Annotated in this window: 14 protein-coding genes, 1 pseudogene and 1 riboswitch; all 15 genes and pseudogenes read right to left on the minus strand. The window is 48.0% G+C overall.

Annotated features, from left to right (window positions below; translation table 11 throughout):
• A pseudogene (locus AC1DSE_RS13085) lies at positions 1-4,218 on the minus strand (hypothetical protein); the annotation flags it as partial.
• A 159-nt stretch (positions 4,219-4,377) separates the two neighbouring features.
• On the minus strand, positions 4,378-5,409 hold the full coding sequence (locus tag AC1DSE_RS13090; RefSeq protein WP_477510595.1) for a FecCD family ABC transporter permease: 1,032 nt from the start codon (positions 5,407-5,409) through the stop codon (positions 4,378-4,380).
• A gap of 2 nt (positions 5,410-5,411) precedes the next feature.
• A complete protein-coding gene (locus AC1DSE_RS13095; RefSeq protein ID WP_339204068.1) occupies positions 5,412-6,452 on the minus strand; it encodes a FecCD family ABC transporter permease in 1,041 nt (346 codons plus the stop codon).
• 186 nt (positions 6,453-6,638) lie between these two features.
• The gene (thiO, locus tag AC1DSE_RS13100; protein WP_477527761.1) at positions 6,639-7,787 is read right to left on the minus strand and encodes a glycine oxidase ThiO; all 1,149 of its coding nucleotides are present in this window, start codon (positions 7,785-7,787) and stop codon (positions 6,639-6,641) included.
• Positions 7,787-8,605, minus strand: a complete 819-nt coding sequence (locus AC1DSE_RS13105; protein WP_477527762.1) for a thiazole synthase — start codon at positions 8,603-8,605, stop codon at positions 7,787-7,789. Before AC1DSE_RS13105 ends, thiO begins: the two co-directional genes overlap by 1 nt.
• A gap of 5 nt (positions 8,606-8,610) precedes the next feature.
• Positions 8,611-9,465: a thiamine phosphate synthase gene (thiE, locus tag AC1DSE_RS13110; RefSeq protein ID WP_477510592.1), complete on the minus strand. Its 855-nt coding sequence runs from the start codon at positions 9,463-9,465 to the stop codon at positions 8,611-8,613.
• A gap of 43 nt (positions 9,466-9,508) precedes the next feature.
• The gene (locus AC1DSE_RS13115; protein ID WP_477510591.1) at positions 9,509-10,576 is read right to left on the minus strand and encodes a ThiF family adenylyltransferase; all 1,068 of its coding nucleotides are present in this window, start codon (positions 10,574-10,576) and stop codon (positions 9,509-9,511) included.
• A complete protein-coding gene (thiC, locus tag AC1DSE_RS13120) occupies positions 10,569-12,332 on the minus strand; it encodes a phosphomethylpyrimidine synthase ThiC (RefSeq protein ID WP_477510590.1) in 1,764 nt (587 codons plus the stop codon). Before thiC ends, AC1DSE_RS13115 begins: the two co-directional genes overlap by 8 nt.
• A 312-nt stretch (positions 12,333-12,644) precedes the next feature.
• Positions 12,645-12,749, minus strand: a riboswitch (TPP riboswitch).
• A gap of 74 nt (positions 12,750-12,823) precedes the next feature.
• Entirely contained in the window at positions 12,824-13,981 is a 1,158-nt protein-coding gene (locus AC1DSE_RS13125; protein ID WP_477527763.1) for a glycosyltransferase family 4 protein, read from the minus strand.
• Between the two features lie 83 nt (positions 13,982-14,064).
• Positions 14,065-15,096, minus strand: a complete 1,032-nt coding sequence (gene ytvI, locus AC1DSE_RS13130) for a sporulation integral membrane protein YtvI (protein ID WP_076270261.1) — start codon at positions 15,094-15,096, stop codon at positions 14,065-14,067.
• A 64-nt stretch (positions 15,097-15,160) separates the two neighbouring features.
• Complete coding sequence (gene yfkAB, locus AC1DSE_RS13135) at positions 15,161-16,300, minus strand: radical SAM/CxCxxxxC motif protein YfkAB (protein ID WP_477510588.1); 1,140 nt, start codon at positions 16,298-16,300, stop codon at positions 15,161-15,163.
• Between the two features lie 136 nt (positions 16,301-16,436).
• On the minus strand, positions 16,437-17,555 hold the full coding sequence (locus tag AC1DSE_RS13140) for an HD-GYP domain-containing protein (protein WP_477510587.1): 1,119 nt from the start codon (positions 17,553-17,555) through the stop codon (positions 16,437-16,439).
• Between the two features lie 147 nt (positions 17,556-17,702).
• Entirely contained in the window at positions 17,703-19,151 is a 1,449-nt protein-coding gene (locus AC1DSE_RS13145; RefSeq protein ID WP_477510586.1) for a bifunctional metallophosphatase/5'-nucleotidase, read from the minus strand.
• Positions 19,152-19,193: 42 nt separating this feature from the next.
• Positions 19,194-19,688 (minus strand): hypothetical protein, encoded by a 495-nt coding sequence (locus AC1DSE_RS13150; protein ID WP_477510585.1) that lies wholly within the window; start codon positions 19,686-19,688, stop codon positions 19,194-19,196.
• The coding region (gene moaA / locus AC1DSE_RS13155) for a GTP 3',8-cyclase MoaA (RefSeq protein ID WP_477527764.1) at positions 19,678-20,520 on the minus strand (843 nt) is incomplete at its 5' end. The genes AC1DSE_RS13150 and moaA, both read right to left, overlap by 11 nt.

Here is a 20,520-nt window from a genome sequence, read left to right on the forward strand (position 1 = left end):
GCCTAGCTCAAGCTTCGATGCCGTCACACTGCCATCCGACAACTGATCCGTACCCACGCTGCCAAGCACCAACTTCGTCGTCGTCACACTACCATTCGACAACTGATCAGAGCCTACACTGCCTAGTTCCAGCTTCGATTTTGTTACACTGCCGTCCGCCAACTGATCCGTACCCACGCTGCCAAGCACCAACTTCGTCGTCGTCACACTGCCATYCGACAACTGATCCGAGCCTACACTGCCTAGTACCAGCTTCGATTTTGTTACACTGCCATCCGCCAGCTGCTCCGTACCTACACTGCGCAGCTCCAGCTTCGATTTCGTTACACTACCATCCGCCAACTGATCCGTACCTACACTGCGTAGCTCCAGCTTCGATTTCGTCACACTGCCATCCGACAACTGATCTGGGCCTACACTGCCAGGTACCAGCTTCGATGTCGTCACACTGCCATCCGACAACTGATCCGTACTCACGCTGCCAAGTACCAGCTTCGATGTCGTCACACTGCTATCCATCAACTGATCCGTACCCACGCTGCCTCGTACCAACTTCGTCGTCGTCACACTGCCATCCGACAACTGATCCGAGCCTACACTGCCTAGTACCAACTTTGATTTTGTTATACTACCGTCCGCCAACTGCTCCGTACCTACACTGCCTAAATCAAGCTTCGATGTCGTTACACTGCCATCCGTCAACTGATCCGTACCCACGCTGCCAAGTACCAGCTTTGATGTCGTCACACTGCGATCTGATAACTGCTCCGTACCTACACTGCGCAGCTCCAGCTTCGATTTGGTCACACAACCATCTGACAACTGCGCCGAGCCTATGCTGCCTAGCTCCAGCTTCGACGACGTTACACTTCCGTCCGACAACTGCTCCGTACCCACACTGCCTAGTTCCAGCTTCGATGTCGTCACACTGCCGTCCGACAACTGCTTCGTGCCTACGCTGCCTAGTACCAATTTCGTCGTCGTCACACTTTCATTCGCCAGCTGCTCCGAACCTACACTGCCTAGTACCAGCTTCGATGTCGTTACGCTTCCGTCCGACAACTGATCCTTTCCTACGCTACCTAGATTCAGCTTCGACGTCGTCACGCTTCCGTCTGCCAGCTGCTCCGTCCCCACACTGTCGACGGACAACAACTTACTATCGATAGAGCCTTCCTTAATCTTTCTTCCCAAAATACTATTGTCAGCAATTCGGTCAAACACAAGCACATCATTAGCCAAATGAGCTAGTGTAATCGTGCCCTTGCGAACGTGATAGCCTTGAATCGAATCGGATTTCAAATGTTTGCCGGCAAGTGATTCGAGCTGTACATGCTCGCTTGAGACGGCATCTTGAGCCAGCTTTGCACTCGTCACCGACTCATCCTGCAATGCATGTTCGTTTACACTATTTATTGTTAAATGCGTTGCATTTACCGACTCTGGCTTAAGCTGCTTCGCGCCGATCGACAATTCCGCTATTTTACCCGACGTAATGGCTCCTGGTGCGATATGATCCGTACCTACAGCACCTTTGCTTATAACATCAGCACCTACGGAATCGTTTTGCAATTGCGCTGGTCCAATACTGTTTGCTGTCAGCTTTTCAATCGTAATCGAATCATCCGCCAAATGCGCGGCATGAACCGCTCCTTCTCCCAAATGGATTCCAAGCACGGATGCATTTCCCAAATGACGGCTAAGCACCGCTTCATTTGCTATCTGCTTTGATTGCACAGCGCCGTAAGCTAGTTTAGCAGATGTAATGACACCATCTTGAAGGTGCTCATTTCCGATCGATTGATCAGCCAAATGTTCAGCTCCAATTGCATGAGCTTCAATATGGGTCGAGCGAATCGATTCTGCTTGTATGTGGTGGGAAGCAATCAAATTGGCTCCGAGATGCCCTGGCATAATAGCTTGAGACGCAATCTTGACACTCGATACGCTTCCGTCTGCGAGCTTGCCAGTCGAGACGCTTAAATCAGCCAGCTTATCCGTCGTAACCGATTCAGGGGAAAGCTTTAATGAATTTACAGTATGATCTGCCAAATGATGCGAAAAAACTGCACCTGAAGCAATAGCTTGATCCGTGACAGCGCCTTTCGTTAGCTTGCTGCTCGTAACTGAACCGTCTTGCAGCTTTTTATTATCTACAGCATCCTTTGCGAGATGGCGTCCTTCAATGATCTCCGATTTTAAATGCATGCCGTTCACTGCTTCAGAAGAAATCGCTTCACCCGTTACGGCACCCTTAGTAAAATGATACGACCTTAACACTTCAGGAGCCAGCTTTTGAAACGTTACCGATTCATCCTGAAGATGCCGGGATTCAATAGCAAAGTTTGTTATGACTTTACTATCAACAGCACCATCAGCCAGCTTACTTCGCGTTATTGAAGCATCCGCTAATTGAGTAGTACCAACAGCCTCCATACCAATATGGTCAACACGAATGGATAATGGCGCGATTTTATCTTCATTAACAATGCCGCTTTGTAGATGATCCCGTTTAATTGCATTTGGTGCAATATGCTTCATGTTTACTGCATCTGTTGTCAGATGCGCCTGCAATATTTGCCCATCAGCAATTTTGTCGGATGTAATGCTTCCAGAGCCCAAATGACGGCTGTGAACGGAGTCATTCGCGAGCTTCTGAGCATTAACGGATTGATCAGAAAGCTTGGAAATCGTTATCGAATGATCAACAATTTTAATGGTGGATACCGATTGATCCGCAAGCTTCCTAGAGTTAATGGACTGATCCGCGATGTGCTCACTTGTTATTTGCCCTGTTCCAATGTGGGAGCTTAGAACGGCCGCTGCTTGCAGATGAGATGAAGATACCGATTCGTCCGCTAATTGTTCTGCTTTTACCGCTTTTGGCTGCAGTTCCCTTGTTCCGACTGCTCCTTCTGCTAGATGTTCCGCGGCTATGTCTCCGAGGGCCAAATGCTTTCCCTGAATAATACCAACTGCGACATGCTCAGATAGCAGCAATCCAGGCTTCAAATGCTCCGCTTCAATCGCTTCTGCTGCTATCTTCTCACTCGTAACAGCTGAGTCACGAAGTTTGGAATGTGTTACTGCTCCTTCAGAAAGCTTTGAGTTGTCAACGGCTTCATTAGCCAAATTTTCCGGTCGGATCGTTCCGCTTTTAATTTTATCGCCAGTAATGGCTTGATCGGCAAGCAGGTCTGTTGTAATGAGCAATGACTTCAAATGCCTGGATTCGATTGACCCTTCTGCAATTTTGTCCATACTGATCGTACGATCCGCAAGCTTCTCTGACGAGATGCTGCCATCTTGAAGCTTATTTCCAGAAATTGAATAATCCAAAATTTTGTTTCCAGTAATCGAGTGGTTTACCAAATGCTCGCCCATAATCGATTCTTTTGCAATTTTAGCGGAGTTGATTGTGCCGTCAGCTAAATGGATGGTGTGAATGGAATAATCGGCAATCGTGCTTGCCTGCACGCTGCCTGCTGCCAGCTTGCTGCTATCGATCGACCCAGGTGCAATTTTCTCTGATGTAACCGAAAAGTCTACCAAATCATCCGTGTATATAAAAGCTGGAGGACCTTCCGGTGCCAATTTCTCATCAAGTTTCTCAAACTTTTCTTCCAAGCTTAACTGTGCGATCTGCTGGGCAAGCTCTTCGACAGCGAGCTGCTCTTGCTCTTCAATCTGGTGCAGCTGTTCCAGCGTATCCAAATGCTCTAATTGCTCCTGCAGCTCTTCTCCATGCGATTGTTCCAATTGTTCATTTAGTTCCAGCTGCTCCCCTAGCTCCAACAGCCTTGCTTGCTCCTGCTGCTCTTCTTGCGATTGTTCCAGCTGTTCCCCTTGCTCCAACAGTTCTACTTGCCCCACTTGTTCCTGCTGCTCTACTAGTTCCAGCTGCTGCTCTTGCTCCACCGGTTCCACTTGAATAAGTTGTTCTAACTGTTCAATCTCCTCAGAGTCCTCCACCGTGACAACTTCCGAATCCATCTGCTCTGATGGATTCTCAAGTATGAGAGCGAGTGCGTTAATGCTCGCTTTCTCCTTCTCTTCTTCCTCTTTTTTAATCAACGTTTTAGCTGCATGTGCTTGTGCAACAGCGGCCTTCTTCCTGTTCAAATCATCTAGCCACTTTAACTCGGAAGCATTCGGATTATCAACATAAAAAAGCGGCTTTCGCCCCTTCGGGCTTTTCCCTTTTCTGTTTTTTGTCATAGTCCTCTCCTTCTTCCACCTGAAATGTCATAGGTAATATATGCAGGTACCTATGGGCTCGCTACAAGGAGTACAGACAAATGTACATAAGCGGCTTTTAAAAAACAAAAAACCGCGGGAGCATGCAGCTCTCCGCGGTTTCTGTTTCAACTGTTTTAACTATTTCGATCTGGACAATAAGTATAAGAAATAAGGTGCTCCAATAACAGCAACAACAATGCCTGTTGGAATTTCGTTTGGCTGGAATGCCCATCTGGCAAGTGTATCCGCCACAATAACGAGCAGCGCGCCTACAAAAGCTGAAGCTGGCAATAATACCTGATGCTGCGGACCGACAAGTCTTCTTGCCAAGTGAGGCGCTATGAGTCCGACAAATCCGATGCCCCCGCCGACAGCAACGCAAGAACCAGCTAGGCCTACCGCTGCAGCAAGCAGCAATGCCCGCTCCTTGTTCACTTGAGCTCCAAGTCCAACTGCCAATTGATCGCCTAAATTTAATGCATTCAATGCTTTCGCCTTATATTGCACGATTGGAAAAATAACGATTAACCATGGGAGCAGTGCAACCACATACTTCCAGTTCGTTCCCCAAATGCTCCCCGCCATCCATACAGCAAAAAACTGATATTTCTCAGGCGTTAGACGCAAAATCAGAAGCTGCATCGCTGCGCTAATACCCGCCGCTACAGCGATACCTACCAATATCATCCGAGTTGGCAATAACCCTCGATGTCTTTTATACGAAAGTACAAAAATGAACAATGCGGTAAACGATGCTCCGATTAATGCAAGAAACGGCATCAAAAATATAGAGCCCTTTTCCGTCGTCGGATAAAAAGAAATAAACAAGATAACTGCAAGCCCTGCGCCCGCGTTTATACCCAGCAGCCCTGGATCAGAAAGCGGATTGCGCGATAATCCTTGAATAATACAGCCCGATACTGCAAAACCTGCACCAATTAATATAGAGATGACAATCCGCGGCAAGCGGAAATCAAATAGAATTAGCTCCTGCTTAGCCGTTCCCGATCCAATTAACGTTTTGAATACGTCAAGCGGTGCTAAGCGAATAAATCCTGTGTTCATACTGATGATAACGGACAATACAATAAGTACGCTAAGCACGGTCATTACGAGGACTGCGCGTTTTCTTCTACGCTGTTCGGTTTCGGTAATAAAGTAAGTATTCATGCTTATTCTCCCTTCATTCTTGTTACAAGATAGAGGAAGAACGGAACGCCTATAACCGCGATTATAATACCGATAGCCACTTCCTGAGGCGGATTAATCAATCGCCCGCCAATATCAGCCAGCACCATAAGTAAACTTCCCAAAACCGCCGAGCATGGAATGATCCATCTATAGTCGACACCAACTAGGAATCGTGAGATATGAGGAATAATCAAGCCTACAAAACCGATAGAGCCGACCGCTGAAACGGCGGTGCCTGCCAGCAATAAGACTATAATGACGCCTGCTGCTTTTACTAGGCCAGTTCGTTGTCCAAGACCTGCAGCAACATCATCGCCTAAGCTTAACAATGTAATGGAGCGCGATAACACGATGGCGCCAAGCAGTCCACCAACTACCCATGGCCATACAATTTGAATTTGCAGCCATTTCGTTCCGGCTACCCCGCCAGCATACCAAAAAGCCAAATCCTGACCAATTTTATAATAAATCGCTATGCCTTCTGTTATAGCAAGCAGCAATGCCCCTACAGCCGCACCAGCCAGTGTAAGCCGCACAGGTGTTAGGCCGCCTTTTGCTAATGAGCCGATTCCATATACGAGTCCCATTGCAACTGCTGCACCCGCAAAACACACAAACATAAGACCAAGATAAGATATCGAAGGGAAAAAAGCGAAGCAAAGCGCCAACATAAAACCTGCTCCTGCGTTAATTCCAAGCAAGCTCGAGTCTGCTAATGGGTTTCTAGTCATGCCTTGCATAACAGAACCTGCGACAGCGAAAGCTGCTCCCACCAAAGCAGCGGCTAACGCACGCGGCATACGAAGCTCTTTAATAATTTGATGCTGAATGTTTTCCTCATTGAAGTGGAATACGCCATCCCAAACCGTTGAGAGACTGATATCTGCTGCACCGACGGAGATAGATAATGCGAGCGATAATAAGAGTGCTGCAAACCCGCCAAATAAAATAATCGTAGCCACTAGCGGCCGTGTGCGCAGCTTTGTGCCTGCCAGCGCTTTCTTGCTTGATAGAGAAGACATTTGAAAACTACCCTTCTGTATGTATACTTTGGTTGATAAAAAATGCTTCATAAAGGAAGTCTGTTTCCAGACATAAAAAAAAACCTACTCAACTGATAACGATTCTCGTTTTCAATATAGCAGATTTTTCATATGTTTTCAATGCAATAATTTAGATATTTCGTGCTGCCTTCATGCGGCTTCCTATCAAGTAGAAAGTCTTCCTCTCATAGCAATAGTCGTAAAGCGGTTAGGAGAGAATCTGCTGATCGACGGTTCTCCCTGCTTTTCTTCCAATAGATCAGCAACAATATGAGCTGTGATTGGACTTAGCAAAATACCGTTGCGATAATGACCTGCGGCCATAATAACGGCTGGCATTCCCTCTACTTGCCCAAGCATTGGCATTCCATCTCGCGTTGCAGGACGCAAGCCTGCCCACCGATGCGCGGTTTCTTTGCCTTTAAGAAATGGAAAAAGCTGATTGCTGCTGCGAATTAAGCGGCCGATGCCTCGTTCTGTCACACTCGTCTCAAAGCCCGCGACATCTTCAGAAGCACCGCATACGAGCCGAGCATTTCTTTTTCCGACCCAATAGGCTTGGCTGGAGAAGATCATATGGCGAACTTCAGCTTCTTGATGCTCATAAGAGCAGATTTGTCCCCGAATCGGATGGATCGGAACAGAAAGTCCGAACCATCGTTCATATTCACCTGACCAAGCGCCCGCGCAGACGACTAGCCGATCGGCATGAACCTTCTTTATCATCGTTTCTGCTCGGACAGACGCTCCCCCGCTCTGTTGAACTGCAACCTCTTCAATTTTACCCGCATGGGATAGGATGACGACACCTAACCTCCGGCAAGCTTCTTCAAGTGCTGCAACAAGCTTTGGCGCGTAAACATGGCTCTCCTTTGGCGTAAATACGCCTGCAATTGCCGAATGAGCAAGCATCGGCTCCAGCTTCCTAAGCTGAGCTGCATCAATAAGCTGAGCTTCGGCTCCCCATTCATTTTGCCATTGCAATCTGGATTGTATGGGCAAGACGTCTGCTTCATGCATAAAAACGTTAATGCTTCCACTCTGCACCCACTCCGTCGACATGCCGGATTGTTCCTCGATCGCTTTAATCCACGCCGGGTAGCTGCGGTGACTGTTTAGGCACAGCTGAAAAAATTGATCGGGCTGCTCCGTATTTTCTGAAAATGGAGCAAGCATGCCTGCCGCTGCGCCGGATGCTTGCCCTCCGAGTGCGCTTGGCTCAATGAGTGTTACGTTCATGCCTCTACGCGCCGACTCGAAGGCACAAGACAAACCAATAATGCCGCCTCCTAGTATAATTACCGATTGGGGCATTATTGTTCCCCTCCTGAGCTAACTCCTGTTTCAAATAATGAGCCTGCCCAATCACTGCTTGCAGATGCATAACGTTTTTTCGGTATGCGGCCAGCCAGCCATGCCAATCGCCCTGCTTCAATCGCTAATCGAAATGCGCGAGCCATCATAATCGGATCCTGTGCCTTAGCGATAGGCGTATTAGCCAAAATGCCGTCCGCACCTAGCTCCATCGCTTCCGCAGCATCCTTCGCCGATCCAATACCCGCATCGATGATGACTGGAACCCTCGACTGCTCCGCAATAAGTCCGAGGTTATAGGGATTGAGCAATCCGAGCCCAGATCCAATTGGCGATCCTCCAGGCATGATTGCTGAAGCTCCAGCTTCCTCTAATTTCCGGCATAGGATTGGGTCATCGGATGTATAAGGAAGAACGATAAAACCCTCGTTCGCAAGCTGCTCCGTAGCACGCAGCGTTTCTATAGGGTCAGGCAGAAGTGTTCGATGGTCTCCGCTGATTTCAACCTTAATCCAGTTGCCAAGCCCAGCTTCTCTCGCCAGACGCGCGATTCGAACAGCCTCCTCCGCTGTTCTCGCACCAGATGTATTCGGCAAATATTGCATTTGTTTATCTTCAAAGTGTTGAAGTACCGAATCATCCTCTACACTCTCTAGATTAACCCTTCTAACCGCGAACGTAATAACCTCCGAGCCCGACGCTTCAAGCGCCTCCTGCAGAACAGCAGGACTTGGAAATCTCCCCGTACCGAACAAAAAACGCGACCGCAGCGCATGTCCTCCAATAAGAAGGACATCTTCATGATCCCAATTTCCCAAAATGTTCAGCCCCCTCCAACAAAATGCACAAGTTCTATGGAGCTTCCGCTAAGTAATTCAGTTTCAGCCCACCTTGCGCGTTGTACGATCATACCGTTAAGCTCAATAACGAGCTTTTTATTTTGTTGTCCCAGCTGGACGACCAGTTCCTCCACTGTTTTAGCGCTGGTCTGCTCCTCGCGGCCATTAATCTTCACTATCTTAAAGGGAGGAACATATTCAGAACGGTGGGCTTCGATTTTCTTTAAGAAAGCCTGACAAACACCAGCCGGATCGTTATGGCCAACAATTGCTGAAACTGCACATATCCGTGTTGCCCCCGACGCTAGCACTTCATCAACATTTTCAAGTGTGATCCCGCCAATAGCCACGAACGGTATCGATATATGATGCGCTGCTTCCCTGACATAACTTGTAGTAACAGCCGTACGGCCCGGCTTTGTTTCGGTAGGATACACTGGCCCAACGCCGATATAATCGGCTCCCTCCTGTTCAGCAGCTAGTGCTTGCTGCAGGTTATGCGTGGATATGCCAATTATGCGGTCAGCACCAAGCCATTCTCTTGCTTTGGCAATTGGCATATCATCCTGACCTAAATGAACACCGTCAGCATCCGTCTCAAGAACAAGATCAGGATAATCATTAATGATAAGAGGCACTTTATATTTTCGCGTTAGTATTCGAAGGGCTTTGGCCTCTTCAAGTACCTCTTCCCTCGTCCCCGTTTTATTGCGAAGCTGAACCATTTGAGCTCCGCCAATCAGCGCCTGCTCCATCACTTCAACGACTGATCTGCCAGGGTGATTAGATTTCGCTGTAATGGCGTAGAGCTTGAAGTTCCGCCAGCCTTGTCTACTCATTCTCAAACACAACCTTTCATCAAAAAAATCATTTATTTCCATTTCATAAGAACGTTTTAACGAGATTAATTGCATTCTCCGCATCCGCTGTGCCTTGCACAAGCACCCGTCCATCTGGGAAGAGAATCAGCTGCTCTCCGCTTGAGATCATCGCTTTCACTAAATACCGATTCACGGTGAGCGTGCAGCCAAGCGCTCGCAAAGTTTGCTCTACCTCTTTTAAATCAACCGGCTTGCCTAACGTCACCTGCACCGTATCCCTACCGCATAATACGGTAGAGCTTATTTGAGTATCTTCCGCTCTATCAGCTTCAAAACAAAGCATGCCGTCAGTTGCTACATCAGGCGTTTGAGCACAGAATGGGCACTCGGTACTGAATGCCGGAAGCTCCGATTCCCGCATTCGGAATGACCATAGATCAATGCTCAACCACGTTTTACGCAGCGCCGAATCATTGCCAGTTAGCCATTTTATCGCCTCAGCTGCTTGCATAGATGCAATCCATTCAACCGCCGGAGCGAGTACGCCCACCGTATCGCAAGTATCGGCCTCCTGCTCCATATCATCTGCTCCGATTAAGCAGCGCAAGCAAGCTGTCTCTCCAGGAATTAATGTTGCCTGCATGCCCTGCGCCCCAGCCACTCCGCCATAAACAAATGGGATTCGCTGTCTAAAGCATTGGTCGCTGACCAGCAGCCTTGTCGCTGCATTATCCGTCCCATCAAGGACGATATGGACTCCTCCGGCGAGAAATCCGATGTTCTGTGCATTCACATCCGCTACTGTCGCCATAATGTTTACACTGCTGTTAATTTGGCGAAGCCGATTAGCAGCGGCCACTGCTTTGGGCATCACTGCCAGAGCGTCCGCCTCGTCAAAAAGCATTTGGCGCTGCAAGTTGCTCGGCTCAACAAAGTCCCTGTCTACCAGCCTAACTTCCCCGACACCGGCTCTTACCATATGCTGCGCAAGCGAAGCGCCTAATGCGCCAACACCGACGATAAGCACCGAGGCATCGGCCAGCTTGCGCTGGCCTGCCTCTCCAATGAATGCAAATCTCGTTTGCCTCGAATAACGATCTGCAAAAGCATCAAGAACAGAATCAACCATAAATCTTGCTCCCTGCCGCCTTGAATGCATCTGATTTTTCCTTCATTCCCGCTTCAATGGCTTCCGTTGTTTCCATATCGTTTTGCGCGGCATACTCTCTTATATCTTGGGTGATTCGCATGCTGCAAAACTTCGGCCCGCACATGGAGCAGAAATGAGCGGATTTCGCAGCATCAGCTGGAAGCGTCTCATCGTGGTAAGCCATCGCACGCTCTGGATCAAGCGATAGATGGAATTGATCCCGCCAACGAAACTCGAATCGCGCTTTGGACAATGCATCATCACGCAGCTTCGCTCCACGGTGCCCTTTCGCCAAGTCAGCCGCATGCGCTGCGATTTTGTACGTAATAACGCCTTCCTTCACATCCTCCTTATTCGGAAGGCCAAGGTGCTCCTTCGGTGTTACATAACAAAGCATTGCCGTGCCGAACCATCCAATCATTGCAGCACCAATTGCCGAAGTAATATGATCATAGCCTGGCGCGATATCGGTCGTTAGCGGTCCTAATGTATAGAAAGGCGCTTCATCGCACACCTCTAGCTGACGATCCATATTTTCTTTGATCAAATGCATAGGCACATGGCCAGGGCCTTCAATCATCACTTGTACATCATGTTTCCATGCGATCTTCGTTAGCTCACCCAATGTATCCAGCTCAGCAAACTGAGCAGCGTCATTGGCATCTGCTATAGAACCGGGTCTCAGGCCGTCACCGAGCGAGAATGATACGTCGTATGCTTTCATAATTTCACAAATGTCTTCAAAATGCGTATATAGGAAATTCTCCTTATGGTGTGCCAGGCACCATGCTGCCATAATTGATCCGCCTCGCGAGACAATGCCCGTAACGCGCTTTGCCGTAAGTGGTATGTAGCGGAGCAGCACACCTGCATGAATCGTAAAATAGTCGACGCCCTGCTCGGCTTGTTCAATAAGCGTATCGCGGAATACTTCCCAGCAAAGGTCTTCTGCTTTGCCGTTCACTTTCTCCAGCGCCTGATAAATGGGCACTGTGCCAACTGGAACTGGTGAATTCCGCACGATCCACTCCCGCGTCGTATGGATGTTTTTCCCCGTGGACAAATCCATAATCGTATCGGCTCCCCAGCGCGTCGCCCAAGTCATCTTCTCCACTTCCTCTTCAATCGAAGAAGCTACAGCAGAGTTGCCGATATTAGCATTGATTTTAACGTGAAACTGCCGCCCAATAATCATCGGCTCACTTTCAGGATGGTTGATGTTAGTCGGAATAATGGCACGGCCGGCTGCAATCTCGCTACGTACAAATTCTGCACTCATCCCTTCGCGAATAGCGATGTATTCCATCTCAGATGTAATGATCCCTTTGCGGGCGTAATGAAGCTGCGTAACATTTTGCCCTGTTTTGGCACGAAGCGGTTTCCTCGTTAACCCTGGGAATCGTTCCGCGCCTCGCTGCTCTGCTTTTTCAGCCGAAATAAATCCATTATCCTCCGGTTTGATTTCCCTGCCCTCATAGGGCTCTACATCACCACGCTGCAAGATCCATTCGCTGCGAATACCGGGCAAACCACGCCGAACATCTGCCTCATACGTTTCATCGGTATAAGGACCACTTGCATCATAGACTCGTACAGGTTCATTCGGCAGCTCTTCACCATTTCTGCCAGTACTAGCTTCAAGTGCAATTTCTCTCATCGGAACACGGATGTTTCCCTTTGAGCCCTCGACGTACACCTTGCGGCTGCCCGGAAGCGGAGTAGAAAAAATAGACATAACAAAAACCTCCTAATGGAATAATAGAATTCCTCCTGGAGGCATACGCAAGCATATGAGAAAGTTTAAAACACCGCTGCTATACAAGTAGCTAGGCTGCTACAAGAGCTGCAATTGCTGGAGCGTGCATGGCGGCCACAAAGCTTTATCGATTCACTGGCGCCAAACAAAAAAACCGCTCCAGCAAAGGAGCGGTCGAAGAGTGTCGTCATGCGAGTGTTATCTTGCAAGGGTTCCCCCTAAGCAGATAAAGTCATGCCGCATAAGCTGAGGCTTCAGCAGATTCCGGCAGAGCTTTCACGCGCAAAGCATAAACGCACAATCCCACTTTCCTACGCTGGCATAACCCAGATCAGGTTCAAAGGGACCAAAGCGATTCGCTTTATCTCAGCCATTACGGCGCCCCTAGTGGATTTCCTTGTTTGACTATACCGTTTAGTAAAGAAGGGTGTCAACCCTCTATTTTCCAAACCGCGGAAAAACACAGCCTGCTACAGTCCGCTTTCCTTCAGCAGCCTTACCCATCGATCAGCGGTGTGGCGCCATGTAAATGTCTGCTCCACACGCTCGCGGCTGCGGCGCCCCAGCTTCTGCCTGAGCTGTTTATCGCGAAGCAGCAGATGCAGCTTTTCTCGCAGCTCTCGCTCGATATGAAGCTGATTGACCAAATAGCCCGTTTCACCATTGCGGATAATTTCTTTCATTCCGCCTGCACGTGTTGCGACTACCGGAACGCCGCAGGACATCGCCTCGACATTAACGAGCCCAAATGCCTCCCTCTGTCCAGATGGCACGACCGCTACATCAGCAACGAGCATCCAGCTGGGCACTTCCGAATGCGGCACGTAGGGCACAAAACGAACATGACCCGGACATTTGCGTCCAAGCTGTTCAAGCTTGCGCGCATAAGCCGTTTTGCGATGCGAGCCATAAAATGGGCTCCCTACGATGATAACGACGAGCTCTGGGTGGCTTTTGGCAAGCTGCGGCACGATATTGAGAAGATGATGAACGCCCTTAAGCGGAATAAGCCTCCCCATAAAAAGCACCACTTTTTTACCATGCAATCCTCTCTTTTGCCTTAAACTCTCCCGTTTGGCGGCTCCTTCGGAGGAATATTGTGAAGGAAACCTTGCCGTATCTACCCCAGGATAAATGACTCGCAGCTTCGAAGCGACCTCTGGCGCTTTCGACACTACAATTCGCCTTAGAAACTCGCTATTTACGATGATTCTATCTGCTGCCTGCAAGCACTTATGCAAGTTTGCAGAAGAAATATAGGAGGGTGAAATAAAGGTGGAGGAATGCAAATAAAGCCAGACTCGTTTGCCTGGATTCAATCGCTTCATCGTTAGCACAAATTGGGGACGATTCTCGACGTCGATGACCTGAGGAGAAAAACGGTGAACCGCATGTCCTACCTCTTGAATATATCGCTGCTTATTGCCCGCTGCAAACCGTTCACAAACAACACCGTTAAATTGTCCTTGACGAGGCAATCGCTTGCTCAGTCTTCCAAATATACGAGGTTCCGCGTAAGGCTTAAGCAGCGGGGCAAATTTCTCTACCACCCGCTCAACCGAGCTGCTTCCTGATGATGGAATCGGGAAGGAGCCTGGTGTTACAATTGCAACTTTAATAGGTGCCATTTATTCGTATGCCTCCTGCATGATCTGCTTTTTTTGCAGTATCATACGTATCTAGCAACGGCTTTGGCACGGCTTTTCCAAGGCTATAGCTTGAATTTCATTTGGAATAGTCCAGCTCTTCGAGCTGCCATATAGATGATCACGACAAGCGGTCCGATGAATACACCGATAACACCGACGAGCTTGAAGCCGACATATAAACTTACAAGCGCTGACAATGAGCCGATCCCTACAGAATCACCGAGAATTTTAGGCTCTACGATGCGGCGGAATACGGTAATCACTAGAAATAGAATAATTAGCCCTACCCCTACAAAAACATTGCCCGTCAGCAGCAAATAACTTCCCCATGGCACAAGCACAGAACCTGTTCCAAGAATCGGCATAATATCAACAATGATAATAAGCAGTGCGATAGCAAGCGGATATTTGACATTAAGTATGAGCAAACCGATCAACGAAATGATGTAGGTGAGTGCACTCAAAATAAACTGCGAACGCAAGAAACCAAAAATCGACTTTTTGAGATTGTTCAGCACATCATTGACCTGAGGCTGCGATTTTTCTTCAAATAATGAAAGCACCGTTGCCTTCATCGTATTTAGACTAAAGCTCATCATGTATACCGCCACCAAGAAAACGATAAAGAAGATGAACATGCCCGGGATGCTTGAGGCGAAAGCGATAACGGTGTTCGATAACGTACCCACCATTTTCGTTAATGTACTCGTTAGCTCCATTAGCCATTTCTCTAACGTTTCAATGGCGTCAGGAGGGAAGTTTTGATATAACGATTGTGCCTGAAACATGAGATCGTCTACCATCCCATTGGCATTTTCGAAGTATTGGGGCACTTTTTTGAAAAAGGCTATTAATTCGGCTACCACTTTCACCCCAAGCAGCGCGATTAGTCCGATGAGAATAACCGTAAATAGGCTGCTTGATATTGTAGCTGCCACCAGCCGATTCATTCGGAATTTTTTCATAAACAGCTGATTAAGCGGCTCAAGAAAAATAGCTACAACAAGCGCAAGCAAGAAAGGAGCACCTACCGTAAAAAACAGATAGAGCAACAATAACCCTAAAGCGATAAATACGATTGTCTTAATAGACACAGCTTCTCCTCCTCTCTATTCTTTTATATGCACTTTACGCCACTCTTAAACCAGCTCTTTCATACTAATCCAGCACTGCGCTGCGCTCATGGAAATTAACATCTTTATAGTACATATCCTTAACAAGTAGGTTAGGTCCGCAGCATGAAGCGACCGGGCAGTGACAATTCACACTTTGCGCAAGGGAATGGTCCAGCCATTTATCAAATAAATCCTCCAATTTGGACGAACCGATGTTGCCAAAAGCGGGCACGTCAGAAAAGTCGGTTACAAATACATCGCCTGTAAACAAATTTACGTTCAGTCGATTGCGGCCATCAGGATCGTTACGTACCGTTACATTTGGCTCATTCGCTAATCTTCGCAGCAGCTCACGTTCTGATTTGCTGTCACTGCATGGATAAAAGGGAAGTGTACCGAACAGCATCCAAACGGATTGGTCTCGCGCTTTCAGCAAGCGTTCAATAGCTTCCAGCATTTGCTCGCGTGAGAGAACAGGTAAATCCTTCGCAAAGGAGCTAGGATACATCGGATGTACCTCATGCCTCTGACATCCCATATCCACAATCAGCTGATGAATCTCATCAATTTTGTTATACGTTTTGTAATTGATCATAGACTCCGCAGAAACGAGTACACCTGTCTCGCTAAGGCGACGCGTGTTTTCGATCATTCGTTCATAAAGCTTGGTCGCGGCTTCGAGCGATACATGATGATTGGCTTTCGCAAATCCAATTTGGTGAAAATCTTCCGGAGACGTGTAGTTAAATGAAATGTGCATGACATCTAGATAAAGAGCTAGCTGCTCATAACGGCTGTAAGGCAGCGTCACGTTCGAATTGATTTGGGAGCGAATGCCGCGGCTGCGGGCGTATTGAAGCAACGGCACCATGTAATCACGAACCGTTCGGTCGGAGAAGGATGGCTCCCCGCCTGTAATGCTTATCGTTTCCAGATGCTCTACTTCATCCAGTCGGTCCAGCATCTGCTTAAGCGGCAGCTTGGCGGGTTCTGTCATTACAAGTGTATCTCCAACAGCACAATGCTCGCATCGCATATTGCATAGGTTGGAAACGGTCATTTCGACGCTTGTTAAGCGATGTCTTCCATATTGCTGCAACGAACGGATGGGATCCCACGGATCATTCGTTGGCGAAAGTGTGGATAACGGTGTTCTTGATTGTTGAAATTGTATTGTGTTCATTTTTCTTCAGCACCTGACTTATTTTCTGGAATGAATCATTCTTTAGTTATTGTAATGCGCGACTGCAAAGGAAGCAAATAAAACGGCAAAAAAAGAAGCAAAAAGGAGCCCTAAGCGGCTCCCAATCTGTCTTTCGTTAAATTCCTGAGGCAAACTGCACTTCGCTCGCGTCATCGTTCACGCTGACAATCATCATCGTGAGCTGCTTCGACAAATCGATCTCGTAAGGCGATTTCAGTTCCTCGCCCGCTTCATTATATAGAACACGAATAATAGGTCGATGCGGGTAAGAATGATTAAGATCTGCTACGATACCCGACTCTCCTGTTTGCAGCTTAACTGTTATTCCAATCGGGTAAATAGCAACCTTATCGCGGAACAGCTGCAGCATTCGCTGCTCGTATAACGTTCCCGTACCGGCATAAAGCCGCTCAATCGCGTGATGTGGAAGCATTGGAGCACTGTAGACGCGATTTGTTGTCATGGCGTCATACGAATCGACCAACCCGATCCACTTGGCATAATCATGAATTTCATTGCCTTTGATTCCGCGCGGATAACCGCTTCCGTCAATTCGCTCATGATGCTGGAATGCACAGTGGGCAACAAGCAGCGGCAGGTTAGGCTCATCCTTGAGCAGCTCGTAACCGATTCTCGCATGCTGCTTCATCGCTTCGAACTCCTCTTTGGAGAGGGAGCCTGGTTTTCTTAACACATCAATCGCAATCTGCGTCTTGCCGATATCGTGAAGAAGAGCGCCCATGCCAAGCGTCGTAAGCTCTTCCTTAGAATAGCCGTTCGACATACCGAGCAGTGTCGTATAAACGCAGACGTTTAAAGAATGCTGGAACAAATAATGATCAACGGAGCTCATGTCCATTAGCATGATCATGGCATCCTTATGACCGGAGAGGTCATCGATAATCATATTCATCATATTTTTAAATGGCTGTGCGATATAGGGGTAGGTTACGCCTTTTTTGCGTTTAGGACGATCCATCATTTCGCGGAAATTCGTTCGAATTTCCTTCAGCGCGATTTGCATCGTTTCCTCTCTAATTAAAGAAGGCAGCACAATATCATCCGTCTTCGGATCTGTTATATAAACATATTGAATTCCGCATTGATCCAAGCGGGATATAAGTCTCTCTGTCAGTTCCATATTTTCGCCAAGAAGAACGATACCTTCTTGAGAAAATATTTTTTTGGCCAGCTTCATACCCGGCCTGCATTTCGCTATTGGCAACAACCGCATTTTCTCGATCCTTCCCCATTAAAAGTCGGCTAACTATTACATCGGAAAAAATCGTTCGTAATGTTAATGTACGGGATATACGGGAAAATCGCAACCATTTTATACTATTTTTTCGACATGAATTGTCGATATTTTTCATATTCTTTGTCAAATCGAGGTATTTTCCCATCTTAGCTGACAACATTCCGCCAATTCAGACGAATTTTGCAGCTGCGCTTCAATCACGTCTCGAATGAATTCAGGCAAGTAATAGTTCACTTGCACCGCGCTGGCGAGCGACTCGTAACCCGCCTTGAAACTGAACATATCGATCGTTCCCAGCTTATACAGTCGTTCATCATCCAGCGTTTCTCCATTAACTGTTACCTGTATGAGTCTATCCATCGGCATTCTGTTCGAATCATAGGTAACGGACAAGCCATCTATGGCAAGCGTTCCAAGCACTTCACCGCGAAAGCCGTATCCCTTGATCGGCTTATGGATAAATTCGGGAAGCAGCGCTTGCTCCAGCGCTGTCCTTATATCCGTGCCTGCGATGAGCATGAGGCACGGATTAATCGGCGACGGACAGAGGGCGTGCAATTCGCCCGCTGTCACGTCCCCTTGCGCGAGGCCGCCGAGCAGCTGTCCAGCGTTGACTATGCCGATTTCGGCATCGGTCCAGCGGCGCAAGCCAGCGGCCAGCAGGTTGCCGAGCGGTGATTCCCGCTCGGCTCTGGCGGGCAGCGGTGCAGAAAGCCGGGCGATAACCCGGCTTAGGCGCTGCTGTCCCGCCTTTAGATAGCTGCCGATGATGGCGGCAGCTTCCGGATGCTCTGCCATTGCGGCCGTAGGAACGCAGGTTGCGCGGAACATTGGGCGCGAGGAAACATCGTCCATTCCGATTTCTACTCGCCCGATATACTCGCCGAATTTCCCCGCTGCACAAATCGTCGTATTACCGATAACAATCGGCTCTTCCAATAAATGATGGGTATGTGCTCCCAAAATAAGATCGATGCCCTCAAGCTTCTCCGCCATTTGCTTATCGAAGGTAATCCCGATATGGGACATCACTACCAGCACATCTACCTTATCTCTCAGCTTTGCCGCCTGTTCTTGCACCGCCGCGAATGGATCGGATACCTGCCAGCCTAGCAAAGAATAAAAGTCAGAAAAGGCCGCTGTGACGCCTATGATACCGATTCGAAGTTCATTTTTGTCAATAATAATACTTGGCAGCAGCCAATCAGGCTGCTCACCTGAAGCAGCCTCGTGCATATTGGCACAAACGACAGCAAACTGAGCGCGATCAGTATACGCCTCCGAAATCGTCTGAGAAGAATAAGTAAGCCCTTCATTATTGCCAAGTGTTATTACTTCATACCCAGCTTGATTTAAAAGTTCTACATTAACAATCCCATCGCTGCCTTCGGTCTCCACTCGCATGCGATCCATATGGTCTCCGCAGTCTACCGCAAGCACTCGCTCATTGCCCCAGCTTCGTCTTTCCTCTGCGATAAAAGAAGCGATCTTGGCGGCATGCTCCAGACGACTATGTATATCATTGCTATGAAGAAGCACTACCCTTGTACGAAAACTGTCCGTCAAATTCATGCACGCCTCCTTAATGCCTGTACTCAGCGACACAAAACCAGTCTACTTGTTATTACGCAAATCATTCATCGAAAATGTATGCTTAAAACCATATGCAGCTTCAACCTGCGTATTTGGCTCATCGTGTCCCATTTTGAGTTTAACGATACTTTTCACATTTAAGCATTTGCTGCTGCCGTTGGGCACATAAAGGCGGATAGGGCCTGCCTTCTGCAAAGGCAAGCCATTAATCCGGTAAAGCACAGCCGCCTGCTCAAGCTGCTCCCATGGAATAGTAGCCTCGAAAGAATCCGCCGCTTCTACGATTAAATAAGATGGCGTCTTGGACACTGCAGCATTCTCAGAATTATTGTCCCTCATCCATGCAGCGTACCATTGATATAAGTCAAATGCTTCACCTTCAGCATCCGGCACTCTGCCTGCAATAAGGAAGCTTGCGCCCGAAAGTTTTGCCATCTCCTCTGGGGTCGTAACGGACATTCCTATCTCAAAATGTTCAATCTTGATCTCATGCATCAGCTGCTTCTCAGCCTCCAATCTGCGACATCCGCCGTTCGGTAGGAATATGCGTTTGTGCGCTGTCAGCCAGCTTAGCCGCCATTTCATGATTTTCCGGCTTAATGTCCATCGATTTCAGCAGCAATTGCTGCATTTCCTCTGGATGCCCGAATGCTTCTCTTACATTCAGCTCATCTACCCAATATAAGCAAGGCTTAATGGACCCATCCGCTGTTAAGCGCAGCCGATTGCAATTGCTGCAGAAGTGATCGCTGATGGGATGAATAAGCCCGAAGGAGCCGCGGCCGCCCTTCATTTGCCAATCCTCTGAAGGACCGTTTCCATGCACGTTTGGTCCGCGGCTAATCGTATAGCCTTCTTGCTCTGCTACTTCCAGTACACGCGAAAGCGGCAAATAATGCTTTTTCCAATTTTCATCCGCATGGCCGATTGGCATATATTCAATAAATCTAACATGCATCGGCTGCTCGTAGGCGAGTTTTAAAAATGCGGCAATTTCATCCTCATTTACTTCTTTAAGAAGCACGCAATTCAGCTTAATAGGGTCGAAGCCTACTGCTGCTGCCGCTTCGATTCCTTCCATCACACGTTTTAATTCCCCGCTTCTTGCAATAAAGCGAAATCTTGCGGAGTCCAGCGTATCTAAACTAATATTGACACGATTCAAGCCTGCTGCTCGAAGCGCTTCCGCTTGTTTGGCTAGAAAAACACCATTCGTCGTTAATGCTATATCTTTAATGCCAGCTATGGCAGATAATCTTTTAATTAAACCATCGAGACCCGGCCTTATAAGCGGCTCGCCTCCGGTAATGCGCAGCTTCGTAATGCCAAGCGCCGCACCCGCTTCAAC

The organism is Paenibacillus sp. 01L418, assembly GCF_056400045.1.

Excerpts from the sequence above, each read along its gene's own strand:
- AC1DSE_RS13090 (WP_477510595.1), bottom strand. The coding sequence starts at position 5,409 with ATGAATACTTACTTTATTACCGAAACCGAACAGCGTAGAAGAAAACGC.
- AC1DSE_RS13095 (WP_339204068.1), bottom strand. The coding sequence starts at position 6,452 with ATGTCTTCTCTATCAAGCAAGAAAGCGCTGGCAGGCACAAAGCTGCGC.
- thiO (WP_477527761.1), bottom strand. The coding sequence starts at position 7,787 with ATGCCCCAATCGGTAATTATACTAGGAGGCGGCATTATTGGTTTGTCT.
- thiE (WP_477510592.1), bottom strand. The coding sequence starts at position 9,465 with ATGAGTAGACAAGGCTGGCGGAACTTCAAGCTCTACGCCATTACAGCG.
- AC1DSE_RS13115 (WP_477510591.1), bottom strand. The coding sequence starts at position 10,576 with ATGGTTGATTCTGTTCTTGATGCTTTTGCAGATCGTTATTCGAGGCAA.
- thiC (WP_477510590.1), bottom strand. The coding sequence starts at position 12,332 with ATGTCTATTTTTTCTACTCCGCTTCCGGGCAGCCGCAAGGTGTACGTC.
- AC1DSE_RS13125 (WP_477527763.1), bottom strand. The coding sequence starts at position 13,981 with ATGGCACCTATTAAAGTTGCAATTGTAACACCAGGCTCCTTCCCGATT.
- yfkAB (WP_477510588.1), bottom strand. The coding sequence starts at position 16,300 with ATGAACACAATACAATTTCAACAATCAAGAACACCGTTATCCACACTT.
- AC1DSE_RS13140 (WP_477510587.1), bottom strand. The coding sequence starts at position 17,555 with ATGCGGTTGTTGCCAATAGCGAAATGCAGGCCGGGTATGAAGCTGGCC.
- AC1DSE_RS13145 (WP_477510586.1), bottom strand. The coding sequence starts at position 19,151 with ATGAATTTGACGGACAGTTTTCGTACAAGGGTAGTGCTTCTTCATAGC.